We start from the raw sequence: 21102 nt of genomic DNA, 5'->3' as shown, positions 1-21102 counted from the left end.
ATGCTCGGAAAATTGAGCTGGGACGTCATTCCGTTCGATCAGCCTCTGCCGATGATCGCCTCGGCGGTCGTCGCCCTGGCAATCCTCGGCGTGCTGGCCTGGGTCTTCCTGGCCGGCCATTTCCCCTATCTGTGGCGCGAATGGATCACCAGCGTCGATCACAAGCGGATCGGCGTCATGTACACGCTGCTGGCGCTGCTGATGCTGCTGCGCGGCTTCAGCGACGCCGTCATGATGCGGTCCCAGCAAGCCCTCGCCTTCCAGGCGCCCGGCTATCTGCCGCCCGATCACTTCAACCAGGTCTTTTCCGCCCACGGCACCATCATGATCTTTTTCGGGGCGATGCCGTTCGTCATCGGACTGATGAACCTGGTCGTGCCGCTGCAGCTCGGCGTCCGCGACGTTGCCTTTCCGACGCTCAACTCGGTGAGCTTCTGGCTCACCGCCACCGGTGCGCTGTTGGTCAACATCTCGCTGGTGATCGGAGAATTCGCCCGTACCGGATGGCTGCCCTACCCGCCGCTCAGCGAGACCGCCTACTCACCGGGCGTCGGCGTCGACTATTATCTGTGGGCGGTGCAGATATCGGGCGTCGGAACGCTGCTCACCGGGATCAATTTCGTCACCACGATCCTGAAGATGCGGGCGCCCGGCATGAGCTACCTGCGCATGTCGATGTTCTGCTGGACCTCACTCGCCGCCAGCCTGCTCATCGTCGCCGCCTTCCCGATCCTCACCGCCACGCTCGCGATGCTGACGCTCGACCGCTATTTCGGCTTTCATTTCTTCACCAATGAAGCCGGCGGCAACATGCTGATGTTCGTGAACCTGATCTGGGCCTGGGGCCATCCCGAGGTCTATATCCTCGTCCTGCCGGCGTTCGGCATCTTCTCGGAGGTCATCTCCACCTTCTCCAGCAAGCCGCTGTTCGGCTACCGCTCGATGGTGGCCGCGACGCTCTTCATCTGCATCGTCTCCTTCATGGTGTGGCTGCACCACTTCTTCACCATGGGCGCCGGCGCCGACGTCAACGCCGCGTTCGGCATCGCCACCAGCATCATCGCTGTCGGTACCGGCGTGAAGATCTATAACTGGATGTTCACCATGTATGGCGGCCGCATCCGCTTCGCGACGCCAATGCTGTGGTCGCTGGGCTTTATGGTGACGTTCGTCATCGGCGGCATGACGGGCGTGTTGCTGGCGGTGCCGCCGGCCGATTTCCTGCTCCACAACAGCCTGTTCCTGGTAGCGCATTTCCACAACGTCATCATCGGCGGTGTGCTGTTCGGCGCCTTCGCGGGATATACCTACTGGTTTCCCAAGGCATTCGGCTTCCGGCTGCACGAGGGCTGGGGCAAGCTGGCCTTCTGGCTGACGCTGATCGGCTTCTACGCCACTTTCGTGCCGCTCTACGCTGTCGGCCTGCTCGGCATGACCCGCCGCATGCAGCATTTCGACGTGCCGGCCTGGTATCCGTGGGTGCTGGTTGCCGGCGCAGGCATGTTAATCACCACCGCCGGCGTGGTCGCGCAGATCGTACAGCTCGTCGTCAGCATCCGGCAGCGCGCGGCACTTCGCGACGCCACCGGAGATCCCTGGGACGGCCGCTCGCTGGAATGGGCCACGCCCTCGCCGCCGCCGGTCTTCAACTTCGCCGCGCTTCCGCATGTCGAAGGCGAAGAGCCCTACTGGAGCATCAAGCAGCGGGCACGCGAGCGAAACCGGCTGCGCGACGAGCCTGACTACGAGCCGATCGAGATGCCGCGCAACAGTCCCACCGGGTTCATCTGCGCCTTCTTTGCGACTGTGATGGGTTTTGCCCTCATCTGGCACATCTGGTGGATGGTGGCGCTCGGCGCGCTCGGTGCTTTGGCCACCTTCGTCGTATTCGCGTGGCGCGACATCCCCGAATACGTCATTCCTGCCGCCGAAGTCGCCCGGATCGACCGCGCCAACCGAAGTGCCCGCCGCGAGGCGCTGGTTACCTACACAGGGCCAAGGCCATGACCGCGATCGATGTTCGAGAGCGTGACCCCTACCGCCTCCATGGCGGGCACGGCCATGCACCCGGCCACGGCGACGGCGGCCCGGCACCGATCCGGATCGTCGTCGGCTACGGCTTCTGGATCTTCCTTCTGAGCGACATCGTGATGTTCTCGGCCTTCTTTGCCGCCTATGCCGTGCTGGCGGGCAAGACGGCGGGCGGGCCGAGCGGGGCCGAGCTATTCGACCTGCGCAACGTTGCGATCGAGACGGCGGCCCTGCTTTTGTCGAGTTTTACCTGCGGTCTCGCCAGCCTCGCCGTGGCAGCGCGGCGAAGCTCCTGGTTCTATGTCGCGATGGCTGTCACCTTCGTGCTCGGCGCCAGCTTCATCCTGCTTGAGTTGCGCGAGTTCGCGCATATGGTTGCCAGCGGTGCCGGACCGACGCGCAGCGCTTTCCTGTCGGCGTTCTTCACGCTGGTTGGATGCCATGGCCTTCACGTCACGGCGGGGCTGCTGTGGCTGCTCACGATGATGGCGCAGATCTTCGCCAAGGGATTCCGTGACGATATTCTTCGGCGTTTCATGTGCTTCAGCCTGTTCTGGCACGCCCTCGACATCATCTGGGTCGCCCTGTTCACGGTGGTCTATCTCCTGGGAGCAAGTCGATGAGCAATGCGGACGATCGCCACGCGCAACGGCGCGACACCGATGGGCTGGAGCGCTACGACATCGATACGGCGCCGGGTGACGAATACCTCGGCGACACCGAAGTCGGATCCGGGCTACGCGGCTATGTGATCGGCCTCGGGCTGGCAACGCTGTTGACCATCGCCTCGTTCTGGTTGCTCGGAACCAACCTGATATGGGCACCCGGCATTCCGGTGGCGCTGGTCGTGCTTGCGATCGCCCAGATGGGCGTGCATCTCGTCTTCTTCCTGCACATCACGACGGGGCCGGACAACACCAACAACGCTCTAGCGCTTGCCTTCGGCGTGCTGATCGTAGTTCTGGTGATTGGCGGCTCGATCTGGATCATGGCCAACCTCGACCACAATTTGATGCCGATGAACGCGATCATGAACATGAACCGCTGATGCATGTCGCGCAAAAGTGTGCAGCGGTTTTGTGATAACGACATGCGTAAAAACAAGAATCTAAAGCGCGTCGCATGAGGCCGATCGAACGCGACGCGCTTTAGCGATTATTCCGGCCGTTCGCCGCAGTTCATGCGACAGCGAGCTCCGGTCTCAAGCCCGTTCGAATGTGCCGACGAGCTCGGCCTCTCCCACGACGTGCGGCGCGGCCTGTTTCAGCACGTCTTCGACGGCAGCCTTCTCGTCGAGACGCAGCGTCTCGACGTCGACCGCAAGAAGCCGGAAATGGTAATGGTGGAGCCCATGCCCAGGCGGCGGCTGGGGGCCGTCATAATGAGGATTGCCGAAATCATTGACGCCGTGTCCGAGGCTCTCGGTCTTGGCGCCGGCGGTCGTGCCTTCGGGAAGAAAGTTCCGCTGTGCGTCGATGTCGTAGACCGCCCAATGACGGAACATGCCTGAAGGGGCGTCGGGGTCCTCGACGGCCAGGACGAAGCTTTTGGTTCCTTGCGGCGCGTCCGTCCACTCCAATGGCGGCGAGACGTTGCCGCCGTCGCGGGAATAGCGCGGCGGTATTTTTTCGCCATCGGCAAAGGCAGAGCTTTGAGCGTGAAAGCCATGGTCTCGATCTCCCTGGCTGAGGTTCCCGCATAACAACCGCGAGCCACCGATGTTCCGGGCAGCCACCTGGTCAAACCCGCAGCCGGCCGTTGGCCGGAACATTCGCCGAGGAAGCGGGTTTTTCGGTTCGGACGCATCGCCGCGGAATGGCGGCAAGAGGCTCGGCAATGGACGAAGGGCGCGACATGACCGGGCTAAGCGGTAAGCAACCAAGCGGGGCGAAAGGTGTTGTGGTCGCATTCTCCGTGCCGGGCGGCGAGACAATCTATACCCACGAGCGGGAAACCGTCGCTGCCGTTGCGCGCACGATTGCGGCGTTGAAGGGCTTTGCCTTCCGCCAGGGCCTGCGTGACGGCGGCGGTGACAGTGGCCGACTGTATTTCGTGCCGGACGACAGCCTGCTTGCCGTCGATGCGCTCCAACTGGGCATAAACGGGCCGGACGACCTCTTCGGCGGTGTGGTGCCCTGGCGCCTCGCAACCACCAAGGCCATAACCCACGAGCTGGTGGACGGATCGGCGGCACGGCCAAAAGAATGGCACGCCGGCTTCGGCAGGGCCGTCGCCGCGGCCGTACTGCCCGGTTACACCGCATTTTCACGCCACGACGCGCTGCGCGCAGCGCAACGTCTGCTGGAGCTCGGGCTGGTCCGGTTCAAGCCACCGCGCGCTTCGCGGGGCCGCGACCAGCACACCGCCGCGACGGTCGGCGATGTCGAAAGGCTGCTGGACCAATATCCATCCTCTGACCTAAGCGAATACGGCCTTGTTCTCGAAACGCAGCTTCGCGACATCGTTACGCTGAGCGTTGGCAGAACCATGATCGACGAATTGTCGATCAGCTATTACGGCACCCAGCGGACGACGACCGACAACGACGGACAGCCCGTTTACGGCGGATCCGATCTGGTCGTCGTGCGCGGCGGATGGGAGGCGCTGGATGAGCTGCGATTATCGCCGACGCTGGGTTTGGCCGTGGCGCAGGCGAGAACCTATGACGCAGCGATGGATGGTTATCCCGGATTTTTCGCCTCACGGCGCAACTACGACATCGGCCAAGGTGTCGATTCCTCGGGCATCTGGCGATCGGGTGTGCTGGAAGCCAGCTGGCGGATCGGTGGCAGCAGCAGCGCCGAGCTGGCAGCGATGGACGCCATGAAGCGCGACCCCGACATGCAGATCGTGCATGTCTCCGCCGTCAAGCAGTTCGGCAGCACTGCGCGGCTGCCGCCGAACGCAGCAATCCACTTCCACGGGGAGGACCCCGAGGAGGGTCAAATCACGCGTTATACCGTCGTCACCCAGGCGATCCGAGGGCCGATCGGGGAAGCCGGCCGATCGTCATTCTAGCCATGTCAGGTTGAAGTCAAGCACGCCTCCGGCAGGGAACATCCACCAATGGCCGAGTTTGTTTCGGGCAGGCAGCAAGTCAGAGACCGGAGGAAAAAATGATCGAGATGATTTCCGCTCCCCAGAACGTAGCCGCCTTTCGTGTCACCGGCACCGTGACGGCGGACGACTACGACAAAGTCATCCCGGCAATCGAAGCGAAACTGAGCGACCACAAGGACATCGGCGTCCTGACCGATCTTGCCGATTTCGAGGACATGACGGCTGGCGCCTTGCGGCGCGACCTGCAGTATGGGCTGAGCAAACTTGGCGAGCTCCACCGCTTCAAACGTGCCGCGGTGATTTCCGACAAGCAGTAGATCAAGGCCGCCACGGAAATGACGGACGCGCTGTTTCCGCAAATCGAGGCGCGGGTGTTCCCGGAGGACGAAAAGGTCCAGGCCCTGAAATGGGTGGCGGGCGTGCAATAGCGGCGTTGCCTGCAGGAGTGGTTACGGAAATGGCCATGCCAACCGTTTACGACAAACGACAGGATCCGGAAGGCCTCTGGGAGGTCTATGACAGCGAGAGCGACGAAGCCGTCGTGGTCGATGGATTGCCGCTTTCCGGTCTCGACGAAAGCGAAGCCGATGAAGCGATTGAAAAGCTCAATCGGGGCGATCTGACGTCGGACAACATCCCCGAGACGGTTCGGTCAGGGTGGCCTCCGACCAAGGACGGTTTGTGATGACAGCCTGACGGACGTCACCGAGGCGATCGGTCGCGGATCTACGACGAGGCCTTGACCCCGAGCTTGCGGGCCTTGTCCTCGAAGTCGTCACGAATGTCCTCGATCGTCGGCAGATGCAGTCGGCGCAGCTGGGCGTGCAACTTTTTGGCAGCGTCGGAATTCAGGTCGCGCTTGAAATTGGTCGCGACCTCCTCGGCCGAGCCGTAACGGCGATAGCGCTCAATCTCGGTCTTCGTGGCCTGCTGGACATGTTCGAGCGTCTTGCGCTCGGCATCGGATTTTCCGTCCGGTTTGGCCCGCATGACCGGGTTGAAGGCTTTGCTGATAACGAATTCGACCAGTTCCTGCTGGGCGTGAGCCATGATTGTTCTCCCTCGAAGGAGGCCTGTCCGGGCCTAGAACGGTTCGTCGTTTCCCGGAAACGCTGAACCGCTCTATTTTTTCGTTTTGACGCAATTCCGAACGGAAAACCGTTCCACACTTTTACTGGAATTGCTCTAACCGCGGCGACAATTGAAGGTTCCTTGGCGGATTTCGTTACCGCTGCAGGTCAAGCGCAGTTCCTCGAAGTCACAGCCGAGCCTTGGTGGTGCGTGGCGTTGCCAGGAGCAGGCTTGTTTCGCTGCCGGTAATTCCGGGGATCAGGCGGATACGTCTCAGCACCGCATCGAACTCGCTCAGGGTCTGGGTTCCGAGTTCTATCACCAGATCCCAGCGGCCATTGGTGGTGTGGATGGTCGAGACCTCGGAGAAGCCGCCCAGCGCCCGAATGACGCGATCGGCGGCGTGGCCTTCGATCTCGATCATCATGATGCCACGCACGCGCTGATCGACCGCGTCGGCGCGCAGAATGACGGTGTAGCCGACGATGACGCCGTCCCTTTCAAGTCGCTCGATCCGGGACCTTACCGTTGCCCGGGAGACACCCAGGCTGACGGCAAGATCGGAAATGCTGCGCCGGGCGTCGTGCCGCAAAGAGGTGATGATCTGCTCGTCGAGCTGGTCCATGATTGCTCACAACGGAAGTAGATGATGCCACAATGGTAAGGCACTTCGACAAATTTGCCAATTTGACATGTTCATTCTGCCAGCGATGCCCGCTTCAATAAAGGCATCGTAATTCGGTGGGGTATGACAAATGCATTGCACAATCGTTGGGGCACCGATCCAGGCCGGCTCGGGTAGGATGGGCTGCGAGATGGGGCCGAGTGCGCTGCGCACGGCCGGCCTGGCCGGCGCGCTGACCGAGCTTGGCCATACGCTGACCGACCTCGGAACGATTGTCCCTGCCGATATGCGCCCTGTCGTACACGGCAATGCGGCGGTGAAGGCGCTGCCGGAAATCGCCGCCTGGACGGCGGCAATCAGCGAAACCGCCTATGCCGCGAGCGCCGATGCGATGCCGATCTTTCTCGGCGGCGACCACAGCATTTCGGCCGGCACGCTCGCCGGCATTGCCCGCCGGGCGGCGAATGCCGGCCGGCCGCTCTTCGTGCTGTGGCTCGATGCGCACCCCGATTTTCATACGCTCGACACGACGACCAGCGGCAATTTGCATGGTGTGCCGCTGGCTTATGCCAGCGGGCAGCCCGGCTTCGAGGGCTATTTCCCCCGCCTTGCAGCGCAGGTGGAGCCGGCTCGCATATGCGCGCTGGGGATCCGCAGCGTGGACCTGGCGGAAAGGGATGCATTGCGCAGAGCCGGCGTGACGGTCCACGACATGCGTTCGATCGACGAGCACGGCATCGCGCAACTGCTTCGCGCCTTTCTCGAACGGGTGAGCGCCGCCAACGGCATGCTCCACGTCAGCCTCGACGTCGATTTTCTCGACCCGTCGATCGCCCCGGCGGTCGGCACCACCGTCCCAGGCGGCGCCACCTTCCGCGAGGCGCATCTGGCGATGGAAATGCTGCATGACAGCGGCCTCGTCACCAGTCTCGACCTGGTCGAGCTCAACCCTTTTCTTGACGAGCGCGGCCGCACCGCCACGCTTTTGGTCGACCTGACCGCAAGCTTGATGGGCCGGCGGATCATGGATCGCCCGACGAGGGGGTTCTGAGCCATGACGGTCAATTTGAACATCGTTCCTTTCGTCAGCGTCGACCGCATGATGAAGCTGGTGCTTGCCATCGGCATCGAGCGCTTTCTGGTCGAGCTTGCCGCCTATATCGAAGAGGATTTCAGGCGTTGGGAGCTGTTCGACAAGACGCCGCGCGTCGCCTCGCACAGCATTGACGGCGTCATTGAGCTGATGCCGACCAGCGACGGGCAGCTTTACGGCTTCAAATATGTCAACGGGCATCCGAAGAACACGCGTGACGGCCGTCAGACCGTGACCGCTTTCGGCGTGCTTGCCGATGTCGGCAACGGCTATCCGATGCTGCTTTCGGAAATGACCATCCTGACCGCCCTGCGAACGGCGGCCAGCTCGGCGGTTGCCGCGAAATACCTCGCTCCCAAGGCCGCCCGGTGCATGGCGATCATCGGCAATGGCGCGCAATCGGAATTTCAGGCCATTGCGTTCAAGGCGCTGCTTGGCGTCGACAGGCTGCGCCTCTACGATATCGACCCGGCGGCCTCGACCAAATGCATGAAGAACCTTGCCGGCATGGGTTTCGACATCAAGCTCTGCGCGTCGGCGCAGGAGGCCGTCGAAGGTGCAGAGATCATCACCACGGTGACCGCCGACAAGCGGTCGGCAACAATCCTGACCGACAACATGGTCGGGTCCGGCGTGCACATCAACGCGGTCGGCGGCGACTGCCCGGGCAAGACCGAGCTGCATCGCGACATTCTGCTGCGCTCGAATATTTTCGTCGAGTATCCGCCGCAGACGCGCATCGAAGGCGAGAGCCAGCAGCTCGATGCGGACCATCCGATCACCGAATTGTGGCAGGTGATGACAGGAAAGGCAGCAGGCCGGACGGACGCCGGACAGATCACGCTGTTTGATTCCGTCGGCTTTGCGATCGAGGATTTTTCCGCGCTGCGCTACGTCCGCGATCAGCTTCAGCGGACCGGCCTTTACGAGGAACTAGACCTTCTGGCCGATCCCGATGAACCGCGTGACCTGTTCGGCATGCTGCTGCGCGCCGAAAAAGTGGCCGGGCTGGCGGTTGCCGGCAGCTGAGCTGCGATCCTGTCGGTCAGTCCTTCTTTTCCTGGTAGAGGCGCTCGGTGGCGCGGTCGCTTTCCCTGCGCTCCGCCGGGCCGCGACGGCGCTGCGTGAGCAGGGCGTAGGCGATCAGGATTGCCAGCAGCAGTGGACCGCCTGCAACAACGAGCAACCACAAACTAGTCTCAAACATCGAACCGTCTCCTTTCCTTCACAACCGGGAAGGACCAGAACCGTTCCTCCGTCTTATCGGAGGTCGCCCGCACGGCGTGGCGCGATTCAGGATTTAATGCTTCGAGCGGGGCGTTCCACGCCTTGTCTGCACTCAGGATGCCCTTATCTAGAGTCTTATCATTCGGTCACAGGCACTCTCTGCAAAGTGAAGGGAACCACAAGGGCTTTCCGACATTTGGTTGTTCAAGAGACAAACGTGCAGCCACACCGGCTCCGGGGCTAGGAATACCATGCGTGAGAATCAATCCGACGTCTTCGATCTGTTTTCCGAGGTTTACAAGAATGCGGCGCAGGAGGAGATAAGCCTCCAGCAATATCTGCTTGCCTGCCGCGAGGACAAGTCGATGTACGCCTCGGCGCCCGAGCGGATGGTCGAGGCGATTGGCGAGCCGACCTTTGTCGATACCAGCAAGGACGAGCGGCTTGGCCGTATTTTTTCGAACCGGACGATCAAGATCTATCCGACCTTCGCCGACTTTTACGGCATGGAGGATACGATCGAGCGTATCGCCGGTTATTTCCGCTATGCCTCGCAAGGGCTCGAGGAACGCAAGCAGATACTCTATCTCCTCGGCCCGGTCGGCGGCGGCAAGTCCTCGCTTGCGGAGCAGCTGAAAAGGCTGATGGAGCAGCGTCCGATCTATACGCTGAAGGTCGGCGGCCAGGTCAGCCCGGTGTTCGAATCGCCGCTCGGGCTGTTCGACCCCGACCGCATGGGCGACCTTTTGGAGGATAAATACGGCATCGCCCGGCGGCGGCTGAACGGCCTGATCTCGCCCTGGGCGGCCAAGCGCCTCGACGAATTGTCCGGCGACATCTCCAAATTCAGCGTCGTCAAGCTGATGCCGTCCAGGCTTCGCCAGATCGGCATCGCCAAGACCGAGCCGGGCGATGAGAACAACCAGGACGTTTCGGCCCTGGTCGGCAAGGTCGACATCAGGCAGCTGGAAAACTTCAGCCAGTCCGATCCGGATGCCTATTCCTATAGCGGCGGCCTGAACCGGACCACGCAAGGACTGCTCGAATTCGTCGAGATGTTCAAGGCGCCGATCAAGGTGCTGCATCCGCTGCTGACCGCGACCCAGGAAGGCAGCTACAACGGCACCGAGAATTTCGGCGCTTTCCCCTATCAGGGCATCATCGTTGCCCATTCCAACGAATCGGAATGGCTGCAATTCAAGAACAACAAGAACAACGAGGCGTTCCTCGACCGTATCCTGGTGGTCAAGGTGCCGTATTGCCTGCGGGTCACCGAAGAGCGGCAGATCTACGAGAAGCTGTTGCGCGAAAGCGAATTGGCCTCCAGCCCCTGCGCTCCGGAAGTGCTCGATATCCTCAGCCGGTTCACCGTTTCGACCCGCCTGGCCGAACACGACAATTCGCCGCTCTACACCAAGATGCGCGTCTATGACGGCGAGAACCTCAAGGAAACCGATCCCAAGGCGAAGTCGGTCCAGGAGTACCGAAACGCGGCCGGTGTCGATGAAGGCATGACCGGCGTCAGCACCCGCTTCGCCTTCAAGATCCTGTCGCAGACCTTCAACTACGACACCGAAGAGGTGGCCGCCGATCCGGTGCATCTGATGTACATCCTGGAAGAGGCGATCAAGCGCGAGCAGTTCCCGAAGGAAACAGAGGCGGACTATCTCGATTTCATAAAGTCGGAGCTGGCGACCCGTTATGCCGAGTTCATCGGACACGAGATCCAGAAGGCTTATCTGGAATCCTATAGCGAATACGGCCAGAACCTGTTCGACCGCTACATCGCCTATGCCGATGCCTGGATCGAGGATCAGGACTACAAGGATACCGATACCGGCCAGATCCTCAATCGCGAGGTTCTGGACAACGAACTGTCGCAGGTCGAAAAGCCGGCCGGCATCGCCAATCCCAAGGACTTCCGCAACGAAGTGGTGAAGTTCACGCTGCGCGCGCGGGCCAGAAACCATGGCCGCAACCCATCATGGACAAGCTACGAAAAGCTGCGCGAAGTCATCGAGAAGCGGATGTTCGGGCAGGTCGAAGATCTGCTGCCGGTGATCAGCTTCGGCTCCAAGCAGGACAGCGTGACGGAGAAGCGGCATACCGAATTCGTGCAGCGGATGATCCAGCGCGGCTACACCGAGCGCCAGGTCCGCCGGCTGGTGGACTGGTACATGCGGGTGAACAAGGCGGGTTGAAGCCAGCCCGGGGTAACATATGCCGATCTTCATCGATCGCCGACTGAACCCGAAGGACAAAAGCCTCGGCAACCGGCAGCGTTTCCTGCGGCGGGCGCGCGAAGAGTTGAAGCGCACCATCCGCGATCAGATCCGCACCGGCAAGATCGCCGACGTGGACGCCGAGCATGCCGTTTCGATGCCGGCGCGAGGCACCGGCGAGCCGAGCTTCAAGGATGCCCGGAACAGCGGCAGCCGCCAGCACGTCCTGCCCGGCAACAAGCATTTTGCCCGAGGCGACCGGCTGCCTAAACCCGGCCAGGGCGGCGGCATGGGATCCGCCCCGGGGAGAACCGAATCGGAGGACGATTTCCGTTTCGTGCTGTCGCGCGAGGAGGTGCTCGACCTCTTTTTCGAAGACCTCGAACTGCCTGATATGGTCAAGCTCAACCTCAAGGAGATCCTCGCCTTCAAGCCGCGCCGGGCCGGCTTCGCCGCGACCGGCTCGCCGACCAACATCAATGTCGGGCGCACGATGCGCAACAGCCATGGCCGCCGCATAGCGCTCAGGCGCCCCAAGCAGGAGGCGGTCGACGCTGTCGCGCAGGAGATCGCGACGCTGGAGACGAAGCCGCAAAACGCCGAGATGCGGCAGCGCATCGTGGCGCTGCAGGAAGAGCTTGAGCGGCTGGAGCGCCGCCGCAAGCGGATCGCCTTTGTCGATCCGGTCGATATCCGCTTCAACCGCTTCGACGCCCAGCCGGTGCCGAACGCCAATGCGGTGATGTTCTGCCTGATGGACGTGTCCGGTTCGATGGGCGAACGCGAGAAAGATCTGGCCAAGCGCTTCTTCGTGCTGCTGCACCTGTTCCTGAAACGGCGCTATGACCGCACCGAGGTCGTCTTCATTCGCCACACGCACGAGGCGCAGGAGGTGGACGAGGAAACCTTCTTCTACAACACTCAGAGCGGCGGCACGGTGGTTTCCACGGCGCTCGAGGAGATGCACCGCATCGTCGAGCAACGCTATCCCAGCCGCGAATGGAACATCTATGTCGCCCAGGCCTCGGACGGCGACAATTTCGTCACCGATTCCGAGCGCTGCATCGCCTTGCTCGACGAACAGATCATGCGGCTTTGCCAGTATTTCGCCTATGTCGAGATCCTCGACGAGCGTGAGAGCCACATCTTCGGCGCCACCGACAACGGCACGTCGCTGTGGCGTGCCTACAGTGCGGTCAAGCTGAGGTGGTCGAACTTCCAGATGAGCCGCATCGCCACGGCGGCCGACATCTACCCGGTTTTCCGCCAGCTCTTCGCCAGACAGCCGGGTTATCAAAAGAGCGCTGAAAGAGGGGGCTGATGGCGAGCAAATCCGGGTTGCTGTTTTCCGGTTCCGACTGGGATTTCAGGACGCTGTCGCGTGCCTACGAGACCATCGAGGCGGTCGCCACGGAAGAGCTCCACCTCGACGTCTATCCGGTGCAGATGGAGATCATCTCCTCAGAACAGATGCTCGACGCCTATTCCTCTGTCGGCATGCCGCTGATGTACCGCCACTGGTCGTTCGGCAAGCACTACCTCTACCAGGAATTGCTCTACCGCAAAGGCGGACGGGGGCTCGCCTATGAACTCGTCATCAATTCCAATCCCTGCATCGTCTATCTGATGGAAGAAAACACCATGGCCCTGCAGGCCCTGGTGACGGCGCACGCGGCACTCGGCCATAACCATTTCTTCAAGAATAATTATCTGTTCCAGCAGTGGACTGACGCCAGCGCTATCCTCAGTTATCTGGACTTCGCCAAGGGCTACATTGCCCGCTGTGAGGAGCGGCATGGCGTCGATGCGGTGGAAGAGATCCTCGATGCCGCACATGCGCTGATGGAACAGGGCGTGTTCAGATATCACCGGCCGCCGAAACTGTCGTCGGAAAAGCAGCGCGAGGGCGTTCGCGAGCGCCTGGAATACGAGGAGCGTTCCTACAATGACCTATGGCGCACGCTGCCGCCTTCGAAGGACGGCACCAAGCCCCGCGAGACGGATACAATGGCGGAGCGCAGGAAATCGCTCAAGCTGCCCGAGGAAAACCTGCTTTATTTCCTGGAGAAGAACAGCCTGATCCTGGAACCCTGGCAGCGTGAGGTCATCCGGATTGTCCGCGTCATCGCGCAGTATTTCTATCCGCAGCGCCAAACGCAGGTGATGAACGAGGGCTGCGCCACCTTCGTGCATTACACGCTGATGAACCTTTTGTTCGACCGCGGCCTGATCGGCGAAGGCGCCATGCTGGAAGTGCTGCGCAACCATTCGAACGTGATCTTCCAGCCGGGCTTCGACGATCCGCGCTTTTCCGGCATCAACCCTTACGCGCTGGGCCTCGACATGATGCAGGACATCCAGCGCATCTCGACCGCGCCGACCGCCGAGGACCGCGACTGGTTTCCCGATATCGCCGGCAATGGCGACTGGCGCCAGACCCTGCTGGACGCCTGGGCCAACCATCGCGACGAGTCCTTCATCCGCCAGTATCTGAGCCCCACCCTGATCCGGAAATGGCGGTTCTTTGTGCTTGCCGATGCGGCCAACGATCCGCACTACGAAGTCGCCTCGATACACAATGAGCGCGGCTACGAGAGCATCCGCGCCGCACTCGCCCACAGCTACGACATCGGCGCCAGCCGGCCGGACATCCAGGTGGTGGACGTGGACCTGCTCGGCGATCGGCATCTGCGCCTGCAGCATAAGGTCAAGGACGGCATAGTGCTGGAAGGCGGCAGCCGCGACGCCACGCTGCGCCATATCCGCAAGCTCTGGGGCTACGAGGTCAGCATGGCTGCGGTCGACGCACAGACCGGCGCCACAGTCCACGAACGGTCGACCAGCCAGATCGGGGAATGACCGAACCGGACTTGCCGGCGAAGTCGGGTGTCGTTGCCTTTACCGGATCACCAACCACCCTAAGTACGCGCGCGCCACGAGGGCATCATTCAGGGAGCAGGAACATGCGCGCATTGATGATCGCCACCGTCCTTCTGGTCGCTGTCACGATGGCGCTCTCACTTGCGCACGCACTGGAATTGCCCGGCAAGTTGCGCCTCAAGGAGGCCACCTACAGATCAGTGCAGGCGATCTATTATCCCGGCTTCACGATCGGCGGCTTTGCCGAGATCGGCGGCATCATTGCCCTCGCCATCATGCTCTACCTGACGCCTTATCCAAGCGCTCGATTCTGGTGGACCTTGGCGGCGCTCGCCTTCCTGCTGGCGGAACATGCGACCTATTGGTTGATCACGCATCCCGTCAATAATTTCTGGGTGCAAGACGTTGCCATGCCGCAATCAGCCGCGACCTTTTTTTCAATGTTCTCTCGAAAGCAGACCGGCGACTGGAGAGACTTGCACAACGTCTGGGAGGCTTCGCATGTCGCCAGGGCAGGCCTGGCGATGCTGAGCCTCGTCTCAATTGCTGTCGCCGCGACATTTTTTGCTGAATGGCGCCAGGGATCAAGACGGCCCTCGTCCGCCAACTTGCCGCCACGAACGCTGCATCCGTCAGATCAGGGAACGGAACCGGCGTACTATCTTAACGTCAAGCGATCCTGCCGTTTCAGCGGTCGGTGCGATGCTTGTTGTGGGCGCTTTCCTGGTGCTCGCCGCGGATGATGTTGCGGTCGTCGGGATCGGCAATGTCCTTCGGGTCCGATCTGAGCTCGGCACCGCGCCGGAACGCCTCGCGCTCTTGCCTGGTCTTTTTCAAATCCGCTTCCGCGTCGAAATCCTTGCCGGCGTTTTTCGTGTTCTCGCGCTCTTCGATGACGCGCAATTGCTGCTCATGAGTCTTTTTTCCGGCCATCGGTGACCTCCTTCTTTTGATTTTCCACTTTCCCAGGGTCCAAATTCGCTACAGCCCGAAAGGATAGGTCTCGGGAAGGCCTGTCCCCGCATGTTCCGGCCCAAGCGGCGTCACGGCACTGGTTTCATCGAACCAGACGAAAGCATCGAACTGGCGGGCGAGCGAGGCGTCCGCATAATGGCTGTGGAGCTCGGTTTCGGGCCGGTAGATGACGCCGATAAAGCGTTCCAGCCGGCGCTCCAGAAGCCGTTCGCGCAGCGTGTCGTCGCGATCGAAATCGAGCAGGAAAGGCGAGACGCCGCTGTCGTGGCAAAGCCGCTCATAGCTGTCGTTGTGGGAAGGCCGAACCGGTTTCACTTCCATGTCGCCGTCCCAGTCGGTGGCGGCGGCCACCGTCCCGGAATGCGTACTGAGCCCGATCAAGGCAACCTCGTCGCCAAAACGCTGGCGGCAGAGCTGGCCGATATTCAGTTCGTCCCTGACGATCCCCATTTCGGTATAGCGGGCATCGCCGATATGGGAATTATGTGCCCACACCACCGCCTTGGCGTTCGGGCCGCGGGCCTGCAGCAGGTGCTCCAGCGTTTCGAACATATGGGTGTCGCGCAGGTTCCAGGATTGCGCGCCGCCGTAATACATGGTGCGGTAATAGCGCTCGGCGGAGGCGACCAGACGGGCATTCTGGCTCGCGTCGAGGAAATCGATGCCGTCCTGCTGCGCGTAGTCGAGCTCTCTGGAAAGCAGTTCCCGGCATTGCTCGAGCACGGCCTTCTCGCATTTCTGGTAACCGGAGGTGAGTGCGACACGGCCATAGGTGGCCGGGTCGTTCTGCCACGGCGTCAGGCAGCCATAGCGTTCGCGCGCGATCCTCGCCGCCTGCGGATCGACCCGGTCGAGATATTGCAGGACCGCCGCAATCGATCCACCCATATTGTAGATGTCGAGGCCATAGAACCCGGCCCGCCGGGAGGATAGCCTGATCCGCTCATTATGCTGTCGCATCCAGTCGACGAACTCGGCGACGTCGGTGTTGCGCCACATCCAGGTGGGAAAGCGCTGGAACGGCGGATCTGCGCCAGGCCGCGGCGGCCGATGGCGGACGTAGCGGTCGATCGCCGCGGCATCGGGCCAGTCGGCCTCGACCGCGACGATGGTGAAGCCATGCTTCTCGATCAGCCTGCGAGTGATCGCGGCGCGCGCACGGTAGAACTCCGACGTGCCGTGGCTGGCTTCGCCGAGCAAGACGACGCGGCGGTCGGCAAACCGGTCGAACAGCGCACCGAAGGCCGGATCGTCGAAATCCGGAAGCGGTTCGGCGGCGGCCGCGATCATCTGCGGCAGGCTGCTCCTGCGCTGATGCCGGTGCGGAAGATCGGCCGCTATCTGGCTGTCGCTGCCTGGCTCGCCCCAGCCTTGCTCGCCGATCAGCGGAACAAACCGCACGCCGCCGAAATCCTCCTCAGTGTAGGTTGCGGCGCCGGTACGGGTGACCTTGAGCAGGCGCTGCGAGTCGAATTCATCGCCGACCGGGATGACAAGCCGGCCAGCGACGTCGAGCTGTTCCTGCAGAGCGAGCGGTGCGCCGGGTCCGGCGGCCGCAACCAGGATCGCATCGAAGGGTGCCGCCTCGGGCCAGCCTTTGGTGCCGTCGCCGGTGCGGACTTCGATATTGTCGTAGCCAAGCTTTTTGAACCGCTGCCTTGCCGTTTCAGCCAACGCGGCGTGGCGCTCGATCGTGTAGACGCGTTCCACGATCCGGCTCATTACGGCAGCCGCATAGCCCGAGCCGGTGCCAACCTCGAGGACGTGGTCGCCGGCTCCGACCTCGGCCATTTCGATCATGAACGCAACGATGTAGGGCTGCGATATCGTCTGACCTTCGGCGATCGGCAGCGGCCCGTCCTCATAGGCGAATTCTTCAAAGCCAGGATCGACGAAAGCCTCGCGCGGGACCTCGCGCATCGCCTGAAGGACATTGCGGTCGCGAATGCCACGGCGGCTCAAGTGGATGTCGACCATTTGGTTGCGGGCATGGGAGAGATCGAGCATCTTTTTGCTCCTCCTATGGGCCTCCGCTACAATCGCCCAAGCTGCTCAACGCCACCTCGGCCGGCTCGTATCTCAGGGCCTCGGCAGTCCCTTTGGATCCAAGCAATGCGGTGCATCTCCCTAACCGTTGGCAAGCCCCGAGGTTCCCCAAAAGACCGACCCGCTTTTGTCCGGCGAGGCGGGTTGCAGGATCGGCAATCGCTAGCCACGCCGCCCAAACTTATTTCAAGGCAAATCCTTTCTCCGACGCGACGCCACTCCAGATAACGACGGACGAGGGTATTCCGGAGGCATTTCCATGAACGACGAGGTCCGCACCGCTGCGCACACGACCGGCCTTGACCAGATCGATCTGATGGACCGCTACTGGCGCGCCGCGAACTACATCTCGGTTGGCCAGATCTACCTGCTCGACAATCCGCTCTTGCGCGAGCCCTTGCGGCCCGAGCACATCAAGCCGCGGCTGCTCGGCCATTGGGGCACGACGCCCGGCCTCAATTTCATCTATGTGCATTTAAACCGGATTATCCGTGAACGTGGTCTCGATGTCCTGTTCATCTGCGGCCCGGGTCACGGCGGCCCGGCAATGGTCGCGAACAGCTGGCTCGAGGGCACCTACAGCGAAATCTATCCCGAGGTCGGCGGGGACGAAGACGGCCTGCGAAAGCTGTTCCGGCAGTTCTCGTTTCCCGGCGGAGTGCCGAGCCACGCGGCTCCGGAGACACCCGGCTCGATCCACGAAGGCGGAGAGCTCGGCTATGCGCTGGTCCATGCCTTCGGCGCCGCCTTCGACAATCCGAACCTTGTGGTTGCCTGCGTCGTCGGCGACGGCGAAGCCGAGACCGGCCCGCTCGCCGCGGCCTGGCATTCCAACAAGTTCCTGAACCCTGCATCCGACGGTGCCGTCCTGCCGATCCTGCATCTCAACGGCTACAAGATCGCCAGCCCGACGATCCTCGGCCGCATGGAAGACGAGGCGTTGCGCAGCCTGTTCCTCGGCTATGGCTACGAAACCTTTTTCGTGGAAGGCCATGAGCCTGCCCCGATGCATCGGGAGATGGCCCGCACGCTCGATACCGTGCTCGACCGGATCCACTCCATCCAGGAGCCTGCAAGAACCGCGGGCTGGAAGGGAGAGCGGCCGCTGTGGCCGATGATCGTGCTGCGCAGCCCAAAGGGTTGGACCGGGCCGAAAGAGGTCGACGGCAAGAAGGTGGAGGATTTCTGGCGTTCGCATCAAGTGCCGGTGTCGAACGCACGTGGCGACGCGGCGCACCGGCAGATCCTCGAAGACTGGATGCGCAGCTACGAACCGAAGACGCTGTTCGACGAAGGCGGGCATCTCCTGGCGGAGCTCGCGGCGCTGGCACCCACAGGGTCAAGACGCATGGGTGCAATACCCTACGCCAATGGCGGCCTGCTGAAACAAGACCTCGTGCTTCCCGACTGGAAAGGCCTGGCGCTCGACGTACCGCGTCCGGGCGGCACTGTCGGGGAGGCGACGCGGACCGTGGGGAGCTATCTTCGCGATGTGATCCGCTTGAACGCCGAGGCCAGGAATTTCCGGCTGATGGGACCCGACGAGACGTCCTCCAACCGCCTGGACGACGTGTTCGAGGTCACGGATCGGATCTGGATGGAGCGGATCGAGCCTTACGACGTCCATCTTTCCCGCGACGGCCGCGTCATGGAAGTGCTCAGCGAGCATCTTTGCCAAGGCTGGCTGGAGGGCTATCTGCTGACCGGCCGCCACGGCCTGTTCTCGTGCTACGAGGCGTTCGTCCACATCGTCGATTCCATGGTCAACCAGCACGCCAAATGGCTGAAGACCTCCGGCGAACTTGCCTGGCGCAAGCCGATCGCCTCGCTCAACTACCTGCTGACCTCGCATGTCTGGCGACAGGATCACAACGGCTTCAGCCATCAGGACCCGGGCTTTGCCGATTTCGTCGCCAACAAGAAGGCCGACACGGTCAGGCTCTATTTCCCGCCCGACGCCAACACGCTGCTGTGGATCACCGACCATTGCCTGAAAACCTACAACCGCATCAACGTCATCGTCGCCGGCAAGCAGCCGGCGCCGCAATGGCTGTCCGCCGAAGACGCGGAAGCACACTGCAAGGCCGGCGCCGGCATCTGGGAATGGGCCGGGACGGTTGCCAAGGACGAAGATCCGGATGTGGTCCTGGCCTGCGCCGGCGACGTGCCGACGCTGGAGACGCTGGCTGCAGCCGATATCCTGCGCTCGGGCATTCCGGACCTGAATATCCGCGTCGTCAATGTCGTCGACCTGATGATTTTGCAGTCGAATTCCGAGCATCCGCATGGCTTTGCCGATGACAGGTTCGACGCGCTGTTCACCAGGGCCAAGCCGGTCATCTTCGCCTATCACGGCTATCCCTATCTCATTCACCGTCTGACTTACCGGCGCGCCAACCACGACAACATGCATGTGCACGGCTTTCGCGAGGAAGGCACGACGACGACGCCGTTCGATATGGTGGTGGTCAACCAGCTCGACCGCTATCATCTGGCGCTCGCCGCGATCGCGCGTGTGCCGGGGCTGGCCGAGCGGGCGAAGGATCTTGCCGCGGCGTTGCACGGGAAATTGGCTGAGCACACGGCCTATGTCCGCGAACATGGCGAGGACATGCCCGAGATCCAGAAATGGTCCTGGCCGCAGGACGGCGCGACGAGGGCCGGCGATTGATGCGACGATCGATCCTCGCGCTGAATGCCGGCTCTTCCAGCATCAAGTTCGGGCTTTACGATCTTGGAGTGTCCGCCGAGCTGGATCTTGCCTCGCGCGGTTCGCTGGATTTGGGCGATGCGCCAAGGCTGACCGCAAAAGCCGCCGATGGGGCGGTGCAGTGCGATCGGCCACTTGCAGCAGACGCATCGCCCGATTTAGGCATCGGCCAGATGCTGCAATGGATCGAGAACGAACTTGGCGGAAGGAAACTCATCACCGCCGGCCATCGCATCGTCCATGGCGGCCGCGACTTCGTCGAACCTGTCCGCCTGACGCCGACAATTGTCGAGGCTCTCGACAGGCTGACGCCGCTTGCGCCACTGCACCACCCGCGCAGCCTCGCGCCGATCCGGGCGCTTGCCGCGTTGCGGCCCGACCTGCCGCAGGTCGGATGCTTCGACACCGCCTTCCATCGGACCATCGAGCCTCTGGTCAGCCGTTTCGCGCTGCCGCGCCGCTATGAGGCAGACGGCATCCACCGCTACGGCTTTCACGGGCTTTCCTACGAATATGTCGCCGGCCGGCTCAAGCAGATATCGCCCGATCTGGCGGCGAAAAGAACCATCGTCGCCCATCTCGGCAACGGGGCGAGCCTGTGCGCCATGCGCGCCGGGCGCAGCGTCGATACGACGATGGGCTTTTCGGCGCTTGACGGCCTGGTCATGGGCACGCGCTGTGGCGCCATCGATCCGGGCGTGCTTTTGTACCTGCTGCTGGAAAGAGGCTTTTCGGGAGAGGCACTGCAGCACATGCTCTATGAGGAATCCGGGCTGCTCGGCGTGTCCGGTATTTCCGGCGACATGCGCTCGCTGGAAGCCAGCGACGACGGCCGGGCCCGCGAAGCGGTGGAGCTTTTCGCCTTCCGCGCCGCCAGGGAAGTTGCCGCCCTCGCCAACACGCTGGGTGGCCTCGAATGCCTGGTGTTCACCGCCGGCATCGGCGAGCACTCGGCCACGGCCCGTAAAGCGATTTGCGACAGGCTTGACTGGCTCGGCGTGGCGATCGACGAGGCCGCCAACAGCTCTCATGCCGCGCTGATGAGCCAGGCGGAGAGCAAGGTGGAAGTCCGCGTCGTGGCGACCGACGAAGAAGGTGTCATCGCCCGCCACACGCGCAAGGTGATGGAGGGGCCCGGCTGAGGCGGATGGCCTCGAATGGC

General features: G+C 62.3%; 20 protein-coding genes. 14 read left to right on the top strand and 6 right to left on the bottom strand.

Annotated features, from left to right (window positions below; genetic code table 11):
- The 3 genes from cyoB to cyoD are packed head-to-tail and all read left to right on the top strand — an operon-like array spanning nucleotide 1 to nucleotide 3079.
- The gene (gene cyoB, locus NKJ28_RS25150) at nucleotides 1-2007 is read left to right on the top strand and encodes a cytochrome o ubiquinol oxidase subunit I (protein WP_352637324.1); all 2007 of its coding nucleotides are present in this window, start codon (nucleotides 1-3) and stop codon (nucleotides 2005-2007) included.
- Nucleotides 2004-2654 (top strand): cytochrome o ubiquinol oxidase subunit III, encoded by a 651-nt coding sequence (gene cyoC / locus NKJ28_RS25145; protein ID WP_352637323.1) that lies wholly within the window; start codon nucleotides 2004-2006, stop codon nucleotides 2652-2654. Before cyoB ends, cyoC begins: the two co-directional genes overlap by 4 nt.
- Nucleotides 2651-3079, top strand: coding sequence for a cytochrome o ubiquinol oxidase subunit IV (gene cyoD / locus NKJ28_RS25140; RefSeq protein WP_023677049.1), 429 nt, complete (start codon nucleotides 2651-2653; stop codon nucleotides 3077-3079). Before cyoC ends, cyoD begins: the two co-directional genes overlap by 4 nt.
- 153 nt (nucleotides 3080-3232) lie before the next feature.
- Here the strand turns inward: cyoD and NKJ28_RS25135 are convergent, their stop codons facing one another.
- On the bottom strand, nucleotides 3233-3736 hold the full coding sequence (locus tag NKJ28_RS25135; protein WP_352588960.1) for a YbhB/YbcL family Raf kinase inhibitor-like protein: 504 nt from the start codon (nucleotides 3734-3736) through the stop codon (nucleotides 3233-3235).
- A gap of 131 nt (nucleotides 3737-3867) precedes the next feature.
- Here NKJ28_RS25135 and NKJ28_RS25130 point away from each other — a divergent pair, with 131 nt between their 5' ends.
- The 3 genes from NKJ28_RS25130 to NKJ28_RS25120 all read left to right on the top strand — a co-directional run bounded on the left by NKJ28_RS25130 (nucleotide 3868) and on the right by NKJ28_RS25120 (nucleotide 5776).
- A complete protein-coding gene (locus NKJ28_RS25130) occupies nucleotides 3868-5049 on the top strand; it encodes a DUF3182 family protein (protein WP_352637321.1) in 1182 nt (393 codons plus the stop codon).
- A gap of 98 nt (nucleotides 5050-5147) precedes the next feature.
- Nucleotides 5148-5408 (top strand): SpoIIAA family protein, encoded by a 261-nt coding sequence (locus NKJ28_RS25125; RefSeq protein ID WP_352588764.1) that lies wholly within the window; start codon nucleotides 5148-5150, stop codon nucleotides 5406-5408.
- A 146-nt stretch (nucleotides 5409-5554) separates the two neighbouring features.
- Nucleotides 5555-5776: a hypothetical protein gene (locus NKJ28_RS25120; protein WP_352588767.1), complete on the top strand. Its 222-nt coding sequence runs from the start codon at nucleotides 5555-5557 to the stop codon at nucleotides 5774-5776.
- A gap of 41 nt (nucleotides 5777-5817) precedes the next feature.
- Here the strand turns inward: NKJ28_RS25120 and NKJ28_RS25115 are convergent, their stop codons facing one another.
- Both NKJ28_RS25115 and NKJ28_RS25110 read right to left on the bottom strand, forming a co-directional pair.
- On the bottom strand, nucleotides 5818-6141 hold the full coding sequence (locus NKJ28_RS25115; protein WP_352588770.1) for a hypothetical protein: 324 nt from the start codon (nucleotides 6139-6141) through the stop codon (nucleotides 5818-5820).
- Nucleotides 6142-6349: 208 nt separating this feature from the next.
- Entirely contained in the window at nucleotides 6350-6787 is a 438-nt protein-coding gene (locus NKJ28_RS25110) for an Lrp/AsnC family transcriptional regulator (RefSeq protein ID WP_352588773.1), read from the bottom strand.
- Between the two features lie 130 nt (nucleotides 6788-6917).
- Between NKJ28_RS25110 and rocF the strand changes: the two genes are divergently transcribed.
- Together rocF and ocd are read left to right on the top strand one after the other, a co-directional pair.
- Complete coding sequence (gene rocF / locus NKJ28_RS25105; protein ID WP_352588776.1) at nucleotides 6918-7838, top strand: arginase; 921 nt, start codon at nucleotides 6918-6920, stop codon at nucleotides 7836-7838.
- A gap of 3 nt (nucleotides 7839-7841) precedes the next feature.
- Nucleotides 7842-8909: an ornithine cyclodeaminase gene (ocd, locus tag NKJ28_RS25100; RefSeq protein WP_352571844.1), complete on the top strand. Its 1068-nt coding sequence runs from the start codon at nucleotides 7842-7844 to the stop codon at nucleotides 8907-8909.
- A 16-nt stretch (nucleotides 8910-8925) separates the two neighbouring features.
- On the opposite strand, the gene NKJ28_RS25095 is transcribed toward ocd, so the two are convergent.
- Nucleotides 8926-9087, bottom strand: a complete 162-nt coding sequence (locus NKJ28_RS25095) for a hypothetical protein (RefSeq protein ID WP_023677058.1) — start codon at nucleotides 9085-9087, stop codon at nucleotides 8926-8928.
- A 271-nt stretch (nucleotides 9088-9358) separates the two neighbouring features.
- Between NKJ28_RS25095 and NKJ28_RS25090 the strand changes: the two genes are divergently transcribed.
- The 4 genes from NKJ28_RS25090 (at nucleotide 9359) to NKJ28_RS25075 (ending at nucleotide 14952) form a co-directional block, all read left to right on the top strand.
- Nucleotides 9359-11308 carry a PrkA family serine protein kinase gene (locus tag NKJ28_RS25090; RefSeq protein ID WP_023677059.1) on the top strand — a complete coding sequence of 650 codons (1950 nt, stop codon included), beginning with the start codon at nucleotides 9359-9361 and terminating at the stop codon, nucleotides 11306-11308.
- Between the two features lie 19 nt (nucleotides 11309-11327).
- Nucleotides 11328-12650 carry a YeaH/YhbH family protein gene (locus tag NKJ28_RS25085; protein ID WP_023677060.1) on the top strand — a complete coding sequence of 441 codons (1323 nt, stop codon included), beginning with the start codon at nucleotides 11328-11330 and terminating at the stop codon, nucleotides 12648-12650.
- Entirely contained in the window at nucleotides 12650-14188 is a 1539-nt protein-coding gene (locus tag NKJ28_RS25080) for a SpoVR family protein (RefSeq protein ID WP_023677061.1), read from the top strand. Before NKJ28_RS25085 ends, NKJ28_RS25080 begins: the two co-directional genes overlap by 1 nt.
- Before the next feature lie 104 nt (nucleotides 14189-14292).
- Entirely contained in the window at nucleotides 14293-14952 is a 660-nt protein-coding gene (locus NKJ28_RS25075; RefSeq protein WP_352637319.1) for a DUF1772 domain-containing protein, read from the top strand.
- On the opposite strand, the gene NKJ28_RS25070 is transcribed toward NKJ28_RS25075, so the two are convergent.
- The gene (locus tag NKJ28_RS25070) at nucleotides 14897-15142 is read right to left on the bottom strand and encodes a hypothetical protein (RefSeq protein WP_023677063.1); all 246 of its coding nucleotides are present in this window, start codon (nucleotides 15140-15142) and stop codon (nucleotides 14897-14899) included. The genes NKJ28_RS25075 and NKJ28_RS25070 overlap by 56 nt on opposite strands.
- Before the next feature lie 48 nt (nucleotides 15143-15190).
- Nucleotides 15191-17191: a protein-L-isoaspartate(D-aspartate) O-methyltransferase gene (locus tag NKJ28_RS25065; RefSeq protein ID WP_023677064.1), complete on the bottom strand. Its 2001-nt coding sequence runs from the start codon at nucleotides 17189-17191 to the stop codon at nucleotides 15191-15193.
- Nucleotides 17192-17489: 298 nt separating this feature from the next.
- Between NKJ28_RS25065 and NKJ28_RS25060 the strand changes: the two genes are divergently transcribed.
- Together NKJ28_RS25060 and NKJ28_RS25055 are read left to right on the top strand one after the other, a co-directional pair.
- Nucleotides 17490-19901, top strand: a complete 2412-nt coding sequence (locus tag NKJ28_RS25060; RefSeq protein WP_352637318.1) for a phosphoketolase family protein — start codon at nucleotides 17490-17492, stop codon at nucleotides 19899-19901.
- Complete coding sequence (locus NKJ28_RS25055; RefSeq protein ID WP_352637317.1) at nucleotides 19901-21082, top strand: acetate/propionate family kinase; 1182 nt, start codon at nucleotides 19901-19903, stop codon at nucleotides 21080-21082. The genes NKJ28_RS25060 and NKJ28_RS25055 overlap by 1 nt, the downstream gene beginning before the upstream one ends.
- Nucleotides 21083-21102 lie beyond the last annotated feature (20 nt).

Source organism: Mesorhizobium sp. M0145 (assembly GCF_040322355.1).
Taxonomy (GTDB): domain Bacteria; phylum Pseudomonadota; class Alphaproteobacteria; order Rhizobiales; family Rhizobiaceae; genus Mesorhizobium.
Note: the sequence above shows the minus strand (reverse complement) of the source record. Positions and strands in the feature narration are given on the sequence as shown.

What these genes read in the sequence shown, in the direction of transcription:
- cyoB (WP_352637324.1), top strand. Translation starts at nt 1, where the DNA reads ATGCTCGGAAAATTGAGCTGGGACGTCATTCCGTTCGATCAGCCTCTG.
- cyoC (WP_352637323.1), top strand. Translation starts at nt 2,004, where the DNA reads ATGACCGCGATCGATGTTCGAGAGCGTGACCCCTACCGCCTCCATGGC.
- cyoD (WP_023677049.1), top strand. Translation starts at nt 2,651, where the DNA reads ATGAGCAATGCGGACGATCGCCACGCGCAACGGCGCGACACCGATGGG.
- NKJ28_RS25130 (WP_352637321.1), top strand. Translation starts at nt 3,868, where the DNA reads ATGGACGAAGGGCGCGACATGACCGGGCTAAGCGGTAAGCAACCAAGC.
- NKJ28_RS25125 (WP_352588764.1), top strand. Translation starts at nt 5,148, where the DNA reads ATGATCGAGATGATTTCCGCTCCCCAGAACGTAGCCGCCTTTCGTGTC.
- NKJ28_RS25120 (WP_352588767.1), top strand. Translation starts at nt 5,555, where the DNA reads ATGCCAACCGTTTACGACAAACGACAGGATCCGGAAGGCCTCTGGGAG.
- NKJ28_RS25115 (WP_352588770.1), bottom strand. Translation starts at nt 6,141, where the DNA reads ATGGCTCACGCCCAGCAGGAACTGGTCGAATTCGTTATCAGCAAAGCC.
- NKJ28_RS25110 (WP_352588773.1), bottom strand. Translation starts at nt 6,787, where the DNA reads ATGGACCAGCTCGACGAGCAGATCATCACCTCTTTGCGGCACGACGCC.
- rocF (WP_352588776.1), top strand. Translation starts at nt 6,918, where the DNA reads ATGCATTGCACAATCGTTGGGGCACCGATCCAGGCCGGCTCGGGTAGG.
- ocd (WP_352571844.1), top strand. Translation starts at nt 7,842, where the DNA reads ATGACGGTCAATTTGAACATCGTTCCTTTCGTCAGCGTCGACCGCATG.
- NKJ28_RS25095 (WP_023677058.1), bottom strand. Translation starts at nt 9,087, where the DNA reads ATGTTTGAGACTAGTTTGTGGTTGCTCGTTGTTGCAGGCGGTCCACTG.
- NKJ28_RS25090 (WP_023677059.1), top strand. Translation starts at nt 9,359, where the DNA reads ATGCGTGAGAATCAATCCGACGTCTTCGATCTGTTTTCCGAGGTTTAC.
- NKJ28_RS25085 (WP_023677060.1), top strand. Translation starts at nt 11,328, where the DNA reads ATGCCGATCTTCATCGATCGCCGACTGAACCCGAAGGACAAAAGCCTC.
- NKJ28_RS25080 (WP_023677061.1), top strand. Translation starts at nt 12,650, where the DNA reads ATGGCGAGCAAATCCGGGTTGCTGTTTTCCGGTTCCGACTGGGATTTC.
- NKJ28_RS25075 (WP_352637319.1), top strand. Translation starts at nt 14,293, where the DNA reads ATGCGCGCATTGATGATCGCCACCGTCCTTCTGGTCGCTGTCACGATG.
- NKJ28_RS25070 (WP_023677063.1), bottom strand. Translation starts at nt 15,142, where the DNA reads ATGGCCGGAAAAAAGACTCATGAGCAGCAATTGCGCGTCATCGAAGAG.
- NKJ28_RS25065 (WP_023677064.1), bottom strand. Translation starts at nt 17,191, where the DNA reads ATGCTCGATCTCTCCCATGCCCGCAACCAAATGGTCGACATCCACTTG.
- NKJ28_RS25060 (WP_352637318.1), top strand. Translation starts at nt 17,490, where the DNA reads ATGAACGACGAGGTCCGCACCGCTGCGCACACGACCGGCCTTGACCAG.
- NKJ28_RS25055 (WP_352637317.1), top strand. Translation starts at nt 19,901, where the DNA reads ATGCGACGATCGATCCTCGCGCTGAATGCCGGCTCTTCCAGCATCAAG.